Source organism: Pseudosulfitobacter koreensis (genome assembly GCF_024733015.1).
Lineage (GTDB): Bacteria > Pseudomonadota > Alphaproteobacteria > Rhodobacterales > Rhodobacteraceae > Pseudosulfitobacter > Pseudosulfitobacter koreensis.
In genome coordinates this window covers 349,862-365,000 of the sequence record NZ_JANKJG010000002.1, presented here as the reverse complement: position 1 = coordinate 365,000, position 15,139 = coordinate 349,862, and the positions used below count along the sequence as shown (strand labels likewise).

General features: G+C 64.4%; 12 protein-coding genes. 10 read left to right on the top strand and 2 right to left on the bottom strand.

The window, feature by feature from the left end; genetic code table 11:
- Nucleotide 1 precedes the first annotated feature (1 nt).
- Nucleotides 2–868 carry an ABC transporter permease gene (locus NTA49_RS04870; protein ID WP_258293535.1) on the top strand — a complete coding sequence of 289 codons (867 nt, stop codon included), beginning with the start codon at nucleotides 2–4 and terminating at the stop codon, nucleotides 866–868.
- The gene (locus tag NTA49_RS04865; protein ID WP_258293534.1) at nucleotides 868–2,544 is read left to right on the top strand and encodes an ABC transporter ATP-binding protein; all 1,677 of its coding nucleotides are present in this window, start codon (nucleotides 868–870) and stop codon (nucleotides 2,542–2,544) included. Before NTA49_RS04870 ends, NTA49_RS04865 begins: the two co-directional genes overlap by 1 nt.
- 19 nt (nucleotides 2,545–2,563) lie before the next feature.
- On the opposite strand, the gene NTA49_RS04860 is transcribed toward NTA49_RS04865, so the two are convergent.
- Nucleotides 2,564–3,058, bottom strand: coding sequence for an Lrp/AsnC family transcriptional regulator (locus NTA49_RS04860; protein WP_258293533.1), 495 nt, complete (start codon nucleotides 3,056–3,058; stop codon nucleotides 2,564–2,566).
- Nucleotides 3,059–3,233: 175 nt separating this feature from the next.
- On the opposite strand from NTA49_RS04860, the gene NTA49_RS04855 reads away from it, so the two are divergent.
- Entirely contained in the window at nucleotides 3,234–4,544 is a 1,311-nt protein-coding gene (locus NTA49_RS04855; RefSeq protein WP_258293532.1) for an NAD(P)/FAD-dependent oxidoreductase, read from the top strand.
- Between the two features lie 2 nt (nucleotides 4,545–4,546).
- Here NTA49_RS04855 and NTA49_RS04850 read toward each other — a convergent pair whose 3' ends face one another.
- Entirely contained in the window at nucleotides 4,547–5,653 is a 1,107-nt protein-coding gene (locus NTA49_RS04850) for an NAD(P)/FAD-dependent oxidoreductase (RefSeq protein ID WP_258293531.1), read from the bottom strand.
- 107 nt (nucleotides 5,654–5,760) lie between these two features.
- On the opposite strand from NTA49_RS04850, the gene NTA49_RS04845 reads away from it, so the two are divergent.
- From NTA49_RS04845 to NTA49_RS04815, 7 genes are all read left to right on the top strand, one after another.
- Nucleotides 5,761–6,657: a LysR family transcriptional regulator gene (locus tag NTA49_RS04845; protein WP_258293530.1), complete on the top strand. Its 897-nt coding sequence runs from the start codon at nucleotides 5,761–5,763 to the stop codon at nucleotides 6,655–6,657.
- Nucleotides 6,658–6,756: 99 nt separating this feature from the next.
- Nucleotides 6,757–8,811, top strand: a complete 2,055-nt coding sequence (locus NTA49_RS04840) for a hydantoinase/oxoprolinase family protein (RefSeq protein WP_258293529.1) — start codon at nucleotides 6,757–6,759, stop codon at nucleotides 8,809–8,811.
- 4 nt (nucleotides 8,812–8,815) lie between these two features.
- Complete coding sequence (locus tag NTA49_RS04835) at nucleotides 8,816–10,801, top strand: hydantoinase B/oxoprolinase family protein (RefSeq protein ID WP_258293528.1); 1,986 nt, start codon at nucleotides 8,816–8,818, stop codon at nucleotides 10,799–10,801.
- A complete protein-coding gene (locus NTA49_RS04830) occupies nucleotides 10,798–11,112 on the top strand; it encodes a (2Fe-2S)-binding protein (protein WP_258293527.1) in 315 nt (104 codons plus the stop codon). Before NTA49_RS04835 ends, NTA49_RS04830 begins: the two co-directional genes overlap by 4 nt.
- Complete coding sequence (locus tag NTA49_RS04825) at nucleotides 11,109–12,470, top strand: FAD/NAD(P)-dependent oxidoreductase (RefSeq protein ID WP_258293526.1); 1,362 nt, start codon at nucleotides 11,109–11,111, stop codon at nucleotides 12,468–12,470. Before NTA49_RS04830 ends, NTA49_RS04825 begins: the two co-directional genes overlap by 4 nt.
- Before the next feature lie 128 nt (nucleotides 12,471–12,598).
- Entirely contained in the window at nucleotides 12,599–14,062 is a 1,464-nt protein-coding gene (locus tag NTA49_RS04820; protein ID WP_258293525.1) for an aldehyde dehydrogenase family protein, read from the top strand.
- Between the two features lie 29 nt (nucleotides 14,063–14,091).
- Nucleotides 14,092–15,138: a tartrate dehydrogenase gene (locus NTA49_RS04815; protein ID WP_258293524.1), complete on the top strand. Its 1,047-nt coding sequence runs from the start codon at nucleotides 14,092–14,094 to the stop codon at nucleotides 15,136–15,138.
- The last annotated feature ends 1 nt before the right edge of the window (nucleotide 15,139 follow it).

Genomic DNA, 15,139 nt, shown 5'->3' with positions numbered 1-15,139 from the left:
CATGACTGTTTCCGCTTCTTCCACCACTGCCGAAGAAACCGACGCGCCCGAGGGCCCGAAGTTCGTCTTTAACTGGGTGGGCCGCATCGGGCTGTCGGTGATCGTGTTCTGGGCCATCGTGGCGATCTTTGGTCCCGCGCTGGCCCCGCATCCGCCGGGCGAGATCGTCGACTGGGACTATTTCGGCCCCGTCACTTCTGAATTCTGGATGGGCACCGATTATCTGGGCCGCGATATCTTTTCGCGGATCATCATGGGCGCGCGCTATACCGTCGGCATCGCGCTGGCCGCGGTTACGCTGGCCTGTACCATCGGCGTGTTGCTGGGCATGGTCGCCGCCGTTGCCGGTGGCTGGTTCGACATGATCCTTTCGCGGTTCCTGGACGCTTATAACGGCATTCCGTCGTTGTTGTTCGGTCTGGTCGTCGTGGCGGCGGTGGGGTCGTCGATTCCAGTTCTGGTGCTGACGCTGACCGCGATCTACATGCCGGGGTCCTATCGCTTTGCGCGGGCGCTGGCGGTGAACATCAACACGATGGACTTTGTCACCGTCGCCCGCGCGCGCGGCGAGGCGACCCCCTATCTGATCCTGCGCGAGATTTTCCCCAACATCCTGGGGCCTGTCCTGGCCGACCTTGGCCTGCGCTTTGTCTTTATCGTGCTGGTGTTGTCGGGCCTGTCGTTCCTGGGACTTGGCGTGCAGCCGCCCAACGCGGACTGGGGCGCGCTGGTGCGCGAGAATATCGAAGGTCTGAGCCTTGGCGCGCCTGCGGTCCTGTTTCCGTCGGTCGCCATCGCATCGCTGACCATCTCGGTGAACATGTTCATCGACAACCTGCCAACCCGTATCCGCGACAGGAGCGAATGATGCCCCAGAAATCCAACGATACACCGCTTGTCACTGTCCGCGACCTCAAGATCGGCGCGGTCACCGATGCGAAACGCAAGGTCGAGATCATCAATGGCGTCGATTTCGACATTGCGCCGGGTGAAATTCTGGCGCTGATCGGGGAATCCGGTTCGGGCAAGACCACGATCGCGCTGTCGCTGATGGGGCATACGCGACCGGGCTGTTCGATCAACGGCGGCCAGATCCGTATCGGTGACAACGAAGTGACGGCGATGACCACCCGCCAGCGCGCGGCAATGCGCGGGACCGAGGTGTCCTATGTTCCGCAGTCGGCGGCGGCGGCGTTCAACCCGTCGCAGCGGATCATGGAGCAGGTGATCGAGATTTCGACAATCCACGGCCTGATGTCAAAGGCCAAGGCCCGCGAGAAGGCGGTCGAGTTGTTCCGCGCATTGGCGCTGCCGGACCCCGACACCATCGGCAATCGCTACCCGCACCAGGTGTCGGGCGGCCAGTTGCAGCGGCTGTCGGCGGCAATGGCGCTGATCGGTGACCCGCGTCTGGTGATCTTCGACGAGCCGACAACCGCGCTGGACGTGACCACGCAGATCGAAGTCTTGCGCGCGTTCAAGTCGGCAATGGCCGATGGTGGCTGCGCCGGTGTCTACGTCAGCCACGATCTAGCGGTGGTGGCACAGATCGCCGACCGTATCGTCGTGTTGCGGGGCGGCGAAGTGCAGGAGGTCGGCACCTGCGAACAGATCCTGAACGATCCGCAGCACCCCTATACAAGAGAGCTGATTGCGGCCTTTGAGCCTGCGGGCCGCACACCGCAACCGGTCTCGGCCGCGGATCAGAAGAAACCCATTCTCGAAGTTCTGGACCTGCACGCGGGTTACGGGACCATGCGCGACGGCGTGCCGTCGGCCAAGATCCTTGAGAACGTGAACTTTCGGCTGGAACACGGGCGCAATCTGGGCGTGATCGGTGAATCCGGCTCGGGCAAATCCACGCTGGCGCGCGCCATTGCCGGTATTCTGCCGCCCTACAGGGGCACCGTGCTGCTGGAGGGTCACGAGCTGAAACCCGACCTTGCCAGCCGCTCTAAGGAAGACCTGCGCCGCGTCCAGATCGTGTTTCAGCTGGCCGATACCGCGTTGAACCCCGGACATTCCATCGCCAACATCATCGGGCGTCCGCTGACCTTTTACCACGGGTTGCGGGGCAAGGCGCTGGAGGCGCGCGTGATCGAGCTTTTGGACATGGTTCACCTGCCTGCCAACATGCGCCACCGTCTGCCCAGCGAATTGTCCGGCGGGCAGAAGCAGCGGGTGAACCTGGCGCGTGCGTTGGCCGCCGAGCCTGAGTTGATCCTGTGCGACGAGATCACATCGGCGCTTGATACCGTGGTCGCGACGGCGATCCTTGAGTTGCTGAAAGAGCTGCAAAGCGAGCTGGGCCTGAGCTACATGTTCATCAGCCACGACCTGTCGACGGTCGAAGCGATCTGCGACGACGTTCTGGTGATGCACAAGGGCGTAGTCGTCGAGGCGCTGCCTGCAAGCCAGATGTCAGAGCACGCCACGCATCCCTATTCGCGTTTGCTGATCTCTTCGATCCCCAAGCTCGACACCGGCTGGCTGTCCTCGCTGGAACAGGACCCCGAGTTGGTCGCGCAATTCTCTGACCGCTGAGGCGGTCAGCAGGGCACTGTCAGATCCGGTCTGCGAACAGGTCGGTCAGGGGCAGCTGGGTCTTGACGAATGGCGTCTTCATCACGACGAAGCTGAAGTATTTGTCGATGCCGACATTGCGGTCGATCAACGCTTCGATCACGTTCTGATAGTCGGCGATCGACGAGGTGACGAATTTTGCCAGGTAGTCGTAACCGCCTGAAACAAGGTGACATTCGACGCAGGACGGGACCTTTTCCAGCACGTCCTGAAAGCGGGCGAAATCGGTCTGCCGATGGTTCTTGAGCGTGAATTCGGTGAAAACGGTCAGCGTATCGCCCAGTTTGGCCACGTCGATCTGGGCGGCGTATCCGATGATATATCCCGCCTTTTGCAGCTTTTTGACACGCATCAGACAGGGCGACGGCGACAGGCTGACCAGATCGGCCAGTTCGACGTTGGTGATGCGGCCATTGCGTTGAAGCTCGGCCAGAATCTTCAAGTCGATCCGGTCCAGCTTATAACGGGTTGTCATTTGCTATCCTTCGGAGTCTGAGCGCCTGATCTGTCAGTGTGAACGTGAGCCGCTCTTTATAGTCAACCGCATTCGATATGAAATGCTGTTTGCTGGGCAACATCCGGCACATGTGATCGGGCGAGGTGGCATAGGGTCTTGTTAAAATTCGGAGAATGACATGCCCGCGCCGTTGATGCAGATCGAGACAGACGAAACATTCCCCAAGGAGTCCGATTGCGTGGTGATCGGCGCAGGCATCGTGGGCGTCAGCACGGCCTATTGGCTGGCGCGCGGGGGCCTGCGCGTTGTGCTGCTGGAGAAGGGGCGCGTCGGGGCCGAGCAATCCAGCCGCAACTGGGGCTGGTGCCGCCAGCAGAACCGCGACGCCCGCGAACTGCCGCTGTCCACCAAGAGCCTCGCCTTGTGGGAGGATATGGCCGAAGACATCGGCGTCGATCTGGGCTTTCGCCGATGCGGCTTGCTCTATTTGTCCAACGATCAGGCCGAGCTGGACGGGTGGGCGAACTGGGGCAGGTTCGCGCGCGGTGAAGGGGTCGACACCCGGATGCTCGACAGGGCCGAGGCGACCGAACGCGGTGCCGCCACGGGCCAGAGCTGGGCCGGTGGCGTGTGGTCGCCAAGCGATGGTATCGCCGACCCTTCGCGTGCAGCCCCCCTGATTGCCCAAGGCGCAATCAAACATGGGGCAACCGTCGTGCAGGATTGCGCCGCGCGCGGGATCGAGACCACCGCCGGTGCGGTTTCGGCCGTGGTCACCGAACGGGGCACGATCAAGACATCGCGCGTCGTGCTGTCGGGCGGGGCCTGGGCGGGCAGTTTCCTGCACCAGTCGGGCATCTTTTTCCCGCAGGCGTCGATCCGCAGTTCGATCCTGTCGTTGAAGCCGGTGCCGAAAGATCTGCCCGACGCCCTGCACACGGCGGCGGCGTCGGTCACACGCCGACAGGACGGCGGGTACACCGTGGCCGTGTCGGGGCGCAGCCATTTCGATCCGACCCTGCGGATGATCGCGGGGGCCAAACACTTCCTGCCGATGTTTGCAAAACGCTGGAAATCGCTGTCCCCCGGCGGGCTTCAGGCATGGAAGGCCGCATTCGAGACACGTGCAATCTGGGCGCTGGACCAAGAGACCCCGATGGAGCGCACCCGAATCCTCGATCCGCGCCCGTCCAGGCGACATGTGGACGAAGCATTGCGTCGCGCCCGCGCGCTGCTGCCTGCGTTGAAAGACGTGCAGATGCAGCAAAGCTGGGCCGGGTACATCGACAGCACACCCGACGGTGTGCCGGTGATCGATTCCGATATCGGCATTCCGGGGCTTACGTTGGCGGCGGGCCTGTCCGGTCACGGCTTTGGCATCGGTCCGGGTGTGGGGCATATGGTGGCCGACATGTTGCTGGACCGCCAGCCCGTCACCGAAACCGCCCAGTACAAGCTGAGCCGGTTCGACGAATCCCAGTGGGGCAAGGTGTCGAAATTCTGATATCATGGCGCGAACCGTTTGATGTCGAAGGGGGCCAGCGGCGTCTCGCAGGTGCCCGTGGCGATCAGCTCGGCCATTGCATCGCCGACACCGGGTCCAAGCTGAAAGCCGTGGCCGCAAAAGCCGAAGGCGTGGAACAGACCGGGGGTGGTGCCCGACGGTCCCATGACGGGCAGATCGTCCGCAACATAGCCTTCGCAGCCCGACCATTGCCGGATCACCGCCACATCGCGCAAGGCGGGCAGCAGGCGGACAACCGTTTTCAATTGCGTGCGCAGCAGCTGCGGGTCTGCCTTGGCGTGGCCGGTCTGCGGATCGACCGGCGTGCGGGCGACCCCGCCGCCAAAGACGATATTGCCCCGCTCGACCTGACGCAGATAGGCCCCGATCTCTTGCGACCACATCCCGACAACCGGCAGCACGCGGTGCGGCAGCGGTTCGGTCACGCCCATCTGCGGGCCGTGCATGGTCAGCGGCACGTCTTCTCCGAATTGCGCGGCAATCGCCTTGCCCCAGGCGCCGACGCAATTCAGCAATACGGCGCTTTCCAGGGTGCCACGGCTGGTCTGCACGGCAAAGCCGCTGTCGGTCCTGGCGATCCCGTGAACCTTGGTGTGCGGCAGGATACGGGCCCCGATCCGCGCGGCAGCATCGGCAAAGGCGGGACCAACGAGGCGCGGGTTGGCCGATCCGTCCTGCGGCGAAAAGGACGCGCTGATGGCGTCCGCACCCAGACCCGGAAAGCGTCGGCGCAGGTCGGCCGCGTCCAGTTCCTCCAAGCTCAGGCCCCATGGGGCGGCGGCGTCGGCAAAGCGGCGCATGTCGGCGTGGCTTGCGGCATCGAAGATCAGGCGCAGGTGGCCGGTGGCGCGAAATTCCACGTCGCGGCCCAGCAGGTCTTTGGCTTGTCCCCACAGCGCACGGGACCGGTGGGCCAATGGCAGCTGCGGCAGAAACCGTCCTGTGCGGCGAATGTTGCCGAAGGACGCGGTTGTCGCCCCCGCACCGATCGCATTGGGGTCGATCAGCGTGACGGTGATCCCGCGACGGGCCAGGAAGAAGGCCGCGCTTGTGCCCATCAATCCTCCGCCCAATACGATCACATCCACGGCACGCCCCTTTTTGGTCTGATATTTCGAACACAAGACCGCACAGGGTGGCGTCGCGTCAAAGACCGGATACGCTATGGGTCATAAGTCAAGGTTATGGGGATGCCATGCGCGCACGACAGCTTGAAGTTTTTACCGCAGTGATGCGGGTGGGCACGGTGACCGGGGCCGCCCAGTCGCTGAACATCTCGCAGCCGGCGCTGAGCCAGATCCTGCTGCATTGCGAGGACGAGTTGGGGTTCAAACTGTTCTCGCGCGAAAAGGGGCGGCTGCGTCCGACCGCCGAGGCGCTGGAGATTCACGCCGAGGCCGAGCGCCTGTTCGCGGGGCTGGAGGGGTTGCGGCGCAAGACGCAGGATTTGCGGCTGGGGCAGGCAGGTCTGGTGCGGGTCGCGGCCTCGGTCCCGCCTGCGATGTCACTGCTGCCCGACATCCTGTCGCGCTATCGCAGCCGGTATCCGGATGTATTGCTGCGCTCGCACGTAGCTCCCATCGGGTCCCTCATCGCGCTTTTGCGCGCGGGCGACGCGGCGCTGGCGATGGCAATGGATGACCAGATGACGCCCGACATCGCGGTAGAGCGTCTGGGGGTCACGACCTTTTGCTGCCTGCTGCCCGAGGCGCATCCGCTTGCCGCCCAGGGCAGCGTGTCGTTCGCCGATCTTCAGGACGAAACCGTGATTTCCTACCGCGCGCCCACCCGCCCGCGCGAAGAGCTGGACAAGGCCGCCCGCCTGCAAGGGCTGGTGTTTTCCGCACAGCTTGAGATCGAGGTGTCGATTTCCGCAGTGGGCTTTGTGCAGGCCGGGCTGGGCGTGGCCGTGGTCGATGATCTGCTGCCCTGGCATCAGTTTCAGGGTGTCACGACCCGCCCGCTGGACAGCAGCCCGGACCTGCCGCTGTCGCTGTTGACACTGGCTGATAAAACCCTGTCGCGGGCCGAGGAAGGGATGCGCGACGAAATCCGCAAGCTTTGTGCCGTCAGGCTTGCCCCGAGGCCATAAGTTCGGCTTATGGATTGCCCCCGCATGGGTCTTGGACCCTTGCCGCGCTTTCTGATGGTTTGGGCAAGAACGCATCGAACCTGACGGAAGGACGTTAACATGGATGGTACAACGCAGCCCAAACCCGATTGGAAGATCGGGGTCGACATCGGCGGCACGTTCATGGATTTCTGTGCGCTGGAAACAGTGTCGGGCCGTGTGGCGTCGCTCAAGGTTCTGACGACGCCCGATGATCCCGGCGCGGAACTGCTGGACGGTATGCGCCTTTTGGCCGAACGCGAGGGGCTGGACCCCGAAGCGGTGACGCGGTTCGTCCACGGCACAACGGTCGGCATCAACACGATCATCCAGCGCAAAGGTGCCAAGCTGGCGCTGGTCACCAATGCGGGGTTCGAGGATGTGATCGAACTGGCGCGGTTGCGGATGCCGGACATGTATTCGCTGTTCTGCCACAGGCCCGATCCGCTGGTTTCGCGCGATATGGTCTTTGGCGTGCCGGTGCGGATGCGCGCCGACGGGTCGGAAACGCTGGCCCCTGATGCAGGGGCGGTGGCCGACGCCGCGCGTCAGGCCAAGGCCGCAGGCGCGGACGGCGTGATCGTGGCCCTGCTGCACAGCTGGCGCGACACGACCCAGGAGGCCGCCGTCAAGGCGATGATCGAAGCGGCCACGCCGGAAATGTTCGTCTTTACCTCCTCCGAAGTGTGGCCGGTGATCCGCGAATACGAGCGCACATCGACCGCGATCCTGAACGGATACGTGCACCCCCGCGTGGCGGGCTATCTGACAGCACTGGAAAGCCGCCTTGAAGCACAAGGCGTTCCGGCCAAGGCAATGCTGACACGGTCCAATGGCGGATTGATGAGCGCGGGCCAGGGGCGGCGCGACTGTGTGTCGATGCTGCTGTCGGGCACGGCGTCGGGCGTTATCGGCGCGTCGTGGCTGGCCCGTCAGGCGGGCGAAGCACGGGTGTTGACGCTGGATATCGGCGGCACCTCGGCGGACTTTGCGCTGATCGTCGACGGCGAGGTGCAATATGGCACCGATGAGCAGGTCGGAGAATTCCCGCTGCACATTCCGTCGGTTTCGGTCAGCTCGATCGGTATCGGCGGCGGGTCTATCGCGACGCTGGATGCACAGGGCGTGTTGCGGGTCGGCCCGGAGTCCGCCGGATCGAACCCCGGACCGGCCTGCTATGCGCGGGGCGGCACCCGTGCCACGGTGACGGATGCGCTGGCGGTCTGCGGATGGCTGGGCCACTCGGACATGGCGTATGGCCAATTGAAAATGGATGTGGGTCTGGCGCAAAAGGCTGTCGGCACGATTGCCGACCAGCTTGGCCGCAGCATCGAAGAGACGGCGCAGGCCATTCTGGACATCGCGGTGTCCGAAATGTTCGTAGAGGTCGAAAAGATGTGCTCGCGCGCCGGGGTCGATCTACGTGACTTTGCACTCATGCCCTTCGGCGGCGGTGGCCCGATGCTGGGGGCGTTTCTGGCGCATGAACTGGGCATGGCCCGCGTGATCGCGCCGCGTCGTCCCGGTGTGGTCTCGGCTCTGGGGGGGCTTGTCGCCGATCTGCGCGGCGATTTCATCCGCACGGTCTATGCGCCTCTCGCAGACGAGACGCTGCCGCAGCTGAGGGCCGAGTTCGACGCATTGGCCGAAGAGGGCCGCGATTGGCTGACGGCACAGGGGTTCAAGGGCACACCCGATCTGCGCCTTTCGGCCGACATGCGCTATGCCGGTCAAAGCTTTGAAATCGAGGTATCGCTCTCTCCCGACTGGCTGGATGCGACCGACGAGATCGCGGCGGCGTTCCACGAGACCCACAAGCGGATCTACGACTTTGAAGATCCGGACGGCAAGGTCGAGCTGGTCAACCTGCGCCTGTCCGCCCTTGGTGGCGGTCCAAAGCCGGAGTTTCCCGTGTCTCGGGCCGCCGAGGCCGAGGCCAAGGCGGTTCGTCATGTGCCGGTCTGGGTTGGCGACTGGTGCGACGTGCCGATCTATGACCGCGAGGACCTGGGGGGCGGTGCCGCCTTCGACGGCCCGGCGATTGTCGCGCAGGAGGATACGACCTTCGTGGTGCCTGCGGGCGCACGTGCGCAGGTCGACGCACATCTGAACATTCATCTTATTCTGGCGGAGTGACACCATGGCCGATCAAATGACCCTTCAGGTGCTGGCGAACCATGCCCGCGCCGCTGCCGAAAACATGGCACATACCCTGCACCGCACTGCGCATTCCGCCTTTGTGAAGGAAACGCAGGACTTTACCGTGCTGTTGATGGACAAGATCGGCGAGACCTTCGCCGTGCCGATGGATCTGGGGGCGACCTGGTATCCCGGTCTCAGCCATGGGTCGGCGATCGACATGGTAGACGACTATCGCCCCGGCGATGTGGCGTTCACCAATGATCCCTATTCTGGCAATGTCGCGACCCACACGCCAGACACGCATCTGTGGCGCCCTATCTTTGCGGGCGATGATATCGTGGCCTTTGCGGGCGGGCACATCCACAATACCGATATGGGCGGTGCCGTGCCTGCGTCGCTGTCCCGTTCGCTGACCGAAATTCACCAGGAGGGCATCCGCTTTCCCCCGATGAAGCTGGTGAACGAAGGCGTGTTCGATCAGCAGGTCTTGCGGATCATGGAAACCAACGTGCGCAAGCCTGCGCTGAACATCGGTGACATCAAGGCACTGGCCGGGGCGCTCAGCACCGGCGAGCGCAAGGTGCAGGCGATGATCTCGCGCTTTGGCAAGACCGGCTTTCTGCAAGGTGTCGCGGCGCTGAAAGACCAGTCCGAGGCACAGGCGCGCGATATCCTGTCGGCCATTCCGGACGGCGAATATGTCTTTGCCGATTATGCCGATGAGGACAGCGACGAGGCAAACCCCTGCCGCCTGAAGCTGACTTTGCGGATCACCGGAGACAGCGCCGTGCTGGACTTTACCGGGTCGGACCCGCAGCTGGCGTCGTCGCTGAACGTGCCCTCTGGCGGCAACCCGCGCCATACCATCCTGCTGGTGGGCGTCTACTACGTCCTTTACACGCTGAACCCGCGTTTGTTGCTGAACTCCGGCATGACGCGGCCCTTTACCTGCATTGCCCCCGAAGGCACCGTCTTGAACCCTGTGGAGCCGGCTGCGGTCGGTATGCGCTCGCTCACCTGCGCGCGGCTGCGCTCGGTGATCTTCGGTGCGTTTTCGCAGGCCATTCCCGACCGGATGCCCGCGGCACCGGCTGGCAACAACTGTATCGTCAACGTTATGACCCGCAATGAGCGGACGCAGAAGACCGTGATCGCCGCGGTCAACCCGGTGGTCGGCGGTGGCGGCGGGATGCCGCATCGCGATGGGTCGAACGGGTCGGGGGCCGATGCCGCCTATCTCAAGAACACGCCCATCGAGATCACCGAGACCGAGGTTCCGGTGGAGTTCGTCAAATACGGTCTGGCCCGCGACAGCGGCGGGGCAGGGTACTGGCGCGGGGGGCTTGCGACCGAAATGGCGTTCAGGGTTTTTGCGCCGGACACACGGATCACCGCCCGCAACCGCGACCGGTCGTTCTTTCGCCCCTGGGGGGTGCTGGGCGGCCATGCGGCGGGCCTGTCGGACATGATGATCAACCCCGGCACGCCGCAGGCGCGGCCCTTGGGCAATGTCGACACCGCGATCCTGGAACCCGGCGACGTTCTTGAAATACGCTCGGCGGGTGGCGGCGGGCGCGGCGATCCCTTGCTGCGCCCCACTGCGCGGGTCGCACGCGACGTGGTGGGCGGCTATGTCTCGGTCGAGGCCGCGCGCAGCGAATATGGCGTGGTGATCAGCGATGGCGAGGTCGACGAAGACGCGACCACTGCATTGCGCGCAACCATGACGCCCAATACCGAACACTTCCACTTCGGCCCCGAACGCGAGGGGTATGAGGCGCAATGGACGGATGCTGCCTATGATCTGCTGACGCAGATACTGGCAGGTCTGCCAATCCACTGGCGCTTTTTCACCAAGACCGAGATCTTTCGCCGGATGGACGGGCGCATGGGGCCCGAGGGTGTCACCGCCGCTTTTGCCGAGGTCTGCGCGCGTTTTCCCGCGCTGCCGCACGATACACCGCTTAAGGTTGCTGCGGAATGACAGCAAGGCTGGTCCGATTGGCAGAGGCGTCGCGCCTGGAGGTGCCTTTCACCTTCGACGGCGTGGCGCTGACGGGGTTGGAAGGAGACACCGTGCTGACTGCGGTGCTGCTGTCGCGCGGCGCTCTGCGACAGGCGGAATTCGGCCCCGAACAGCGGGCCGGTTTCTGTTTGATGGGAGCCTGCCAGGACTGCTGGATATGGCAGGAAGACGGTGCACGTCTGCGGGCGTGTTCGACCGAGTTGAAGCCGGGTATGCGGCTGCGGTCTGCCCCTGTCTCAAGCTGGCCTGCTATAGGTGATGCAACATGACACAGGTTCTGATCGTCGGCGCAGGCCCCGCAGGCATCCGCGCGGCAGAGCGGCTGGTCGCAGCCGGGGTGCATCCCGTGGTCGTCGACGAAGGCGCGCGCGCCGGTGGCCAGATCTATCGCCGCCCGCCCGCAGGATTCACCCGCACGCCGCGCGCGCTCTACGGGTCCGAGGCGGGCAAGGCGGTGGCGTTGCACCGATGTTTCGACATGATGCTGGAGGCGGGGCAGCTGACCTTTCATGCGCGCAGTTCTGTCATCAGCCTGAGCGGGCAGGTGGCGCAGGTTCTGTTGCCGGAGGGTGTGCACGGCATTGCCTATGACAGGCTGCTCCTTGCGACGGGGGCCACCGACCGGCTGGCCCCGGTGCCCGGCTGGCAAAGTGCGGGCGTCTATTCGCTGGGTGCGACGCAAGTTGCGCTGAAATCACAGGGTGTGGCGCTGGGGCAGCGTATCGTGCTTGCAGGCTCCGGTCCGTTGCTGACGCTGGTCGCGTCGCAACTGCTGAAAGCAGGCGCACGGGTCGAGGCGGTACTGGACACGGCACCGCTGACCACGCAGGCGAGGGGGGCGGTCGGCATGGCGCTGGCCCGTCCGTTCGTGACGGTGCGCGGGGCGCTGATGCGCGCGCAGTTGGGCCGCATCTATCATGCCGGGGTCAAGCTGGTCCGGATCGCGACCGATGACGCGGGGCCGACCGCGCTTTATTGGCAGGATGGCAGGGGGCGAGAGCAGTGCAGCACATGTGACATGGTGGGGTTGGGCTGGCACTTGCGCGCAGAGACACATCTTGCTGATCTTGCCGGAGTTTCAATGGTTTGGAACGACAGGTTTTGCCAATGGCTGCCTCACTCCGATGCGTTTGGCCGGGCCGGTGATGGCGTTTATCTGGCCGGTGACGGGCTGCAAATCCTGGGCGCGGAGGGTGCCGAGCTTGCGGGCAGGCTGGCTGCAAGCGCATGTCTGGAAGACGTCGGCCTGCCAACGCCCGACACGAAACCTGATTTGAAAAGACTGCGCCGGATGCAGCGCTTCGCCGCCGCCATGCAACGTGCCTTTCCCTGGCCTGCGCAGATGGTCCGCGATCTTCCCTCCGACACGGTCCTGTGCCGCTGCGAAGGCATCAGCGTGGGCGAGTTGCGCGAGACCTTGCCGCTGTCGGGTCCCGAGGCGAACCGGGCAAAATCGCTGTCGCGGGTTGGAATGGGCCGGTGTCAGGGGCGGTATTGCCAGTTGGCAGGGGCCGAAGTTCTGGCAGCCAAGGCAGGCGTTCCGGTGGCCCAGGTCGGCCACCTGCGCGGACAGCCGCCGGTGCGGCCTGCGCCCATCGGGGCCTATCTGGATGACTGGTCGGACTGACGCGCCAAATATTCTGCCGCTGATGCGGGCCCCGTGGCGTAAGATGCCGGGCAGCCGGAGCATTCAGTACCTTCTTGTACATATCCCGCGCGATTATGTACGCAACTCTTCCAAGTACGAGGTGTCCGATGTCCTTTGCCTATGACCGCAGTGGTTTGTCCCTTCCCGACGCGCATTATATCGGCGGCGCGTATGTCGCGGGCCCTGCGGCGATCCCGGTGGTGTCGCCGTCGACAGGTGCTGCCATCGGTGACATCCCCTGCGCTGACGCGGACATGGTCGACCAAGCAGTCCGATCCGCGCGCAAGGCGCTGGCTTCGTCGAACTGGGGCGGCATGCAGCCCCGCGACCGGACCCGTGCGCTGTGCGCCTGGGCTGACCTGATGGAGGCCGAAGCCGAGATGCTTGCGGCACTGGAAGCCATCTGCTCGTCGCGCCCCTACGCGCATGTTCTGACGGGCGACATCGTCGTGACCGCCGAGCAGATCCGGTTCTTTGCCGAATTCGCGGACAAGGAAGGCGGGGCGCTGGCACCGGTGTCCGACAATCACTTCGGCTATATCGCGGATGAACCTTATGGTGTGATCGGCGCGATTACGCCCTGGAACTTTCCGATCTCTATGGCGGGCTGGAAACTGGGGCCTGCGCTGGCGGCGGGCAATGCCGTGGTGTTGAAGCCGTCCGAGATGACGCCCTATTCGACGCTTTTCATGGCTGAACTGGCGGTGCGGGCGGGCATCCCTGCGGGTATCTTCAACGTCGTGCTGGGCGATGGTCCGACCACGGGCACCGCGATCACCGGCCATGCGGGCATCGACAAGGTATCGTTCACCGGATCGACCCGCGCTGGCGGCGCCATCATGGAGAACATCGCGCGCACCGGCATCAAGCCGATGACGCTGGAGCTGGGCGGCAAGAGCCCGATGGTGGTCTTTGCCGACGCCGATCTGGATCTGGCGACGGACTGTCTGGACCGTGGCATCATGTCCAACGCAGGCCAGGCCTGCGTTTCGGGGTCGCGCATGATCGTGGCGCAAGAGGTGGCCGATGCATTGGCGGACAAGCTGACGCAGCGGTTTGCGCGGTATCGCCCGGCCGATACATTCGCCACCGAGCCGGGGTTTTCCCCGATCATTTCAGAGACGCAGCTGGGCCGGATCGACAGCATCGTGCAAGCGTCCGCAGGGCAGGGCGCTCAGATGCTCTGCGGCGGCGCGCGGTTCGACTGCAAAGGCAGCTATTACCAACCTACGCTGATCGCGGGCGTGGATGACACCAACCCTGCGGTACGCGACGAAATCTTTGGCCCCGTCGCCACGTTCCAGACCTTTACCTCCGAGGACGAGGCAATGGCGCTGGCCAGCCATGCCACCTATGGCCTGTGCGCGGGCCTGTTCACCCGCGACCTGAGCCGGGCCATGCGCCTGACCCGCAAGCTTGAGGCGGGCACGGTCTGGGTCAACCGCTATGGCCGGTCGCGCGACCATATTCTGCCGACAACGGGGTGGAAATCCAGCGGGCTGGGCCATGATCTGGGGCGCGAAGCCTACCATGCCAACCGGCGCAAGAAATCGGTGCTGATCGACCTGTGACGGGGTCGCGCACCAGCAAGGAGAAAGACATGACCACTTACAAACTCGCGCTGATCCCCGGTGACGGCATCGGCGTTGACGTGACCGATGCGGCGATGCGCGTGCTGAACGTCGCCGCCGACCGCTTTGGTTTTGCGCTGGAACCGCAGAGCTTTCCTTGGTCGTGCGACTACTACGTCAAGACCGGTGCGATGATGCCCGCCGACGGGATCGACACGCTGCGCAGCTTTGACGCCATCTTTCTGGGCGCGGTCGGCTGGCCCGATACGGTGCCGGATGCAGTGTCGCTGCACGGGCTGTTGCTGCCGATCCGCAAGGCGTTCGACCAATATGCCAACATCCGTCCCCACCGCCTGCTGGCCGGGGTCGAAGGCCCGTTGAAAGCGTCGGAATTTGACATCCTGTGCATCCGCGAAAACACCGAAGGCGAATATTCCGGTGCAGGCGGGCGTGTGCATCAGGGCAAGGACAACGAGGTGGCGGTCGAGACGTCGGTCTTCACCCGCGTCGGCGTCGAGCGCATCCTGCGCTTTGGCTTTGAACAGGCGCAGGCGCGGCGCAAGCATCTGACGTCGGTGACCAAATCGAACGCGCAGAAATATTCGATGGTGTTCTGGGACGAGGTGACGCGCGAACTGGCCGCCGAATACCCCGACGTGACGGTCAGCCACATGCACATCGACGCGATGGCCGCCAAGATGGTGATGAACCCGCAGGATCTGGACGTGGTGGTGGCGTCGAACCTCTTTGGCGACATCCTGACCGATCTGGGGGCTGCCATTCAGGGGGGCCTTGGATTTGCCGCGTCGGCCAACATCTGCCCCGACCGGTCCGGCCCGTCGATGTTCGAACCCGTGCACGGATCGGCCCCCGACATCGCAGGCAAGAACATCGCCAACCCGATCGCCGCGATCTGGTCCGGCGCGCAGATGCTGGAACATCTGGGCGAGACGGACGCCGCCGCTGCCGTGTTGGCCGCGATCGAGGCCGCGACGGCCAAGGGCATCGGAACCCGACCGGGCCAGAACACCACGGATGACATCACAGCGGCTGTCTGCGCCGCGCTGGAGGATTGAC

Bases quoted from the DNA above. Each gene is read 5' to 3' on its own strand.
- NTA49_RS04835 (WP_258293528.1), top strand. From the start codon at position 8,816: ATGGCCGATCAAATGACCCTTCAGGTGCTGGCGAACCATGCCCGCGCC.
- NTA49_RS04865 (WP_258293534.1), top strand. From the start codon at position 868: ATGCCCCAGAAATCCAACGATACACCGCTTGTCACTGTCCGCGACCTC.
- NTA49_RS04845 (WP_258293530.1), top strand. From the start codon at position 5,761: ATGCGCGCACGACAGCTTGAAGTTTTTACCGCAGTGATGCGGGTGGGC.
- NTA49_RS04870 (WP_258293535.1), top strand. From the start codon at position 2: ATGACTGTTTCCGCTTCTTCCACCACTGCCGAAGAAACCGACGCGCCC.
- NTA49_RS04860 (WP_258293533.1), bottom strand. From the start codon at position 3,058: ATGACAACCCGTTATAAGCTGGACCGGATCGACTTGAAGATTCTGGCC.
- NTA49_RS04815 (WP_258293524.1), top strand. From the start codon at position 14,092: ATGACCACTTACAAACTCGCGCTGATCCCCGGTGACGGCATCGGCGTT.
- NTA49_RS04840 (WP_258293529.1), top strand. From the start codon at position 6,757: ATGGATGGTACAACGCAGCCCAAACCCGATTGGAAGATCGGGGTCGAC.
- NTA49_RS04830 (WP_258293527.1), top strand. From the start codon at position 10,798: ATGACAGCAAGGCTGGTCCGATTGGCAGAGGCGTCGCGCCTGGAGGTG.
- NTA49_RS04825 (WP_258293526.1), top strand. From the start codon at position 11,109: ATGACACAGGTTCTGATCGTCGGCGCAGGCCCCGCAGGCATCCGCGCG.
- NTA49_RS04820 (WP_258293525.1), top strand. From the start codon at position 12,599: ATGTCCTTTGCCTATGACCGCAGTGGTTTGTCCCTTCCCGACGCGCAT.
- NTA49_RS04855 (WP_258293532.1), top strand. From the start codon at position 3,234: ATGCAGATCGAGACAGACGAAACATTCCCCAAGGAGTCCGATTGCGTG.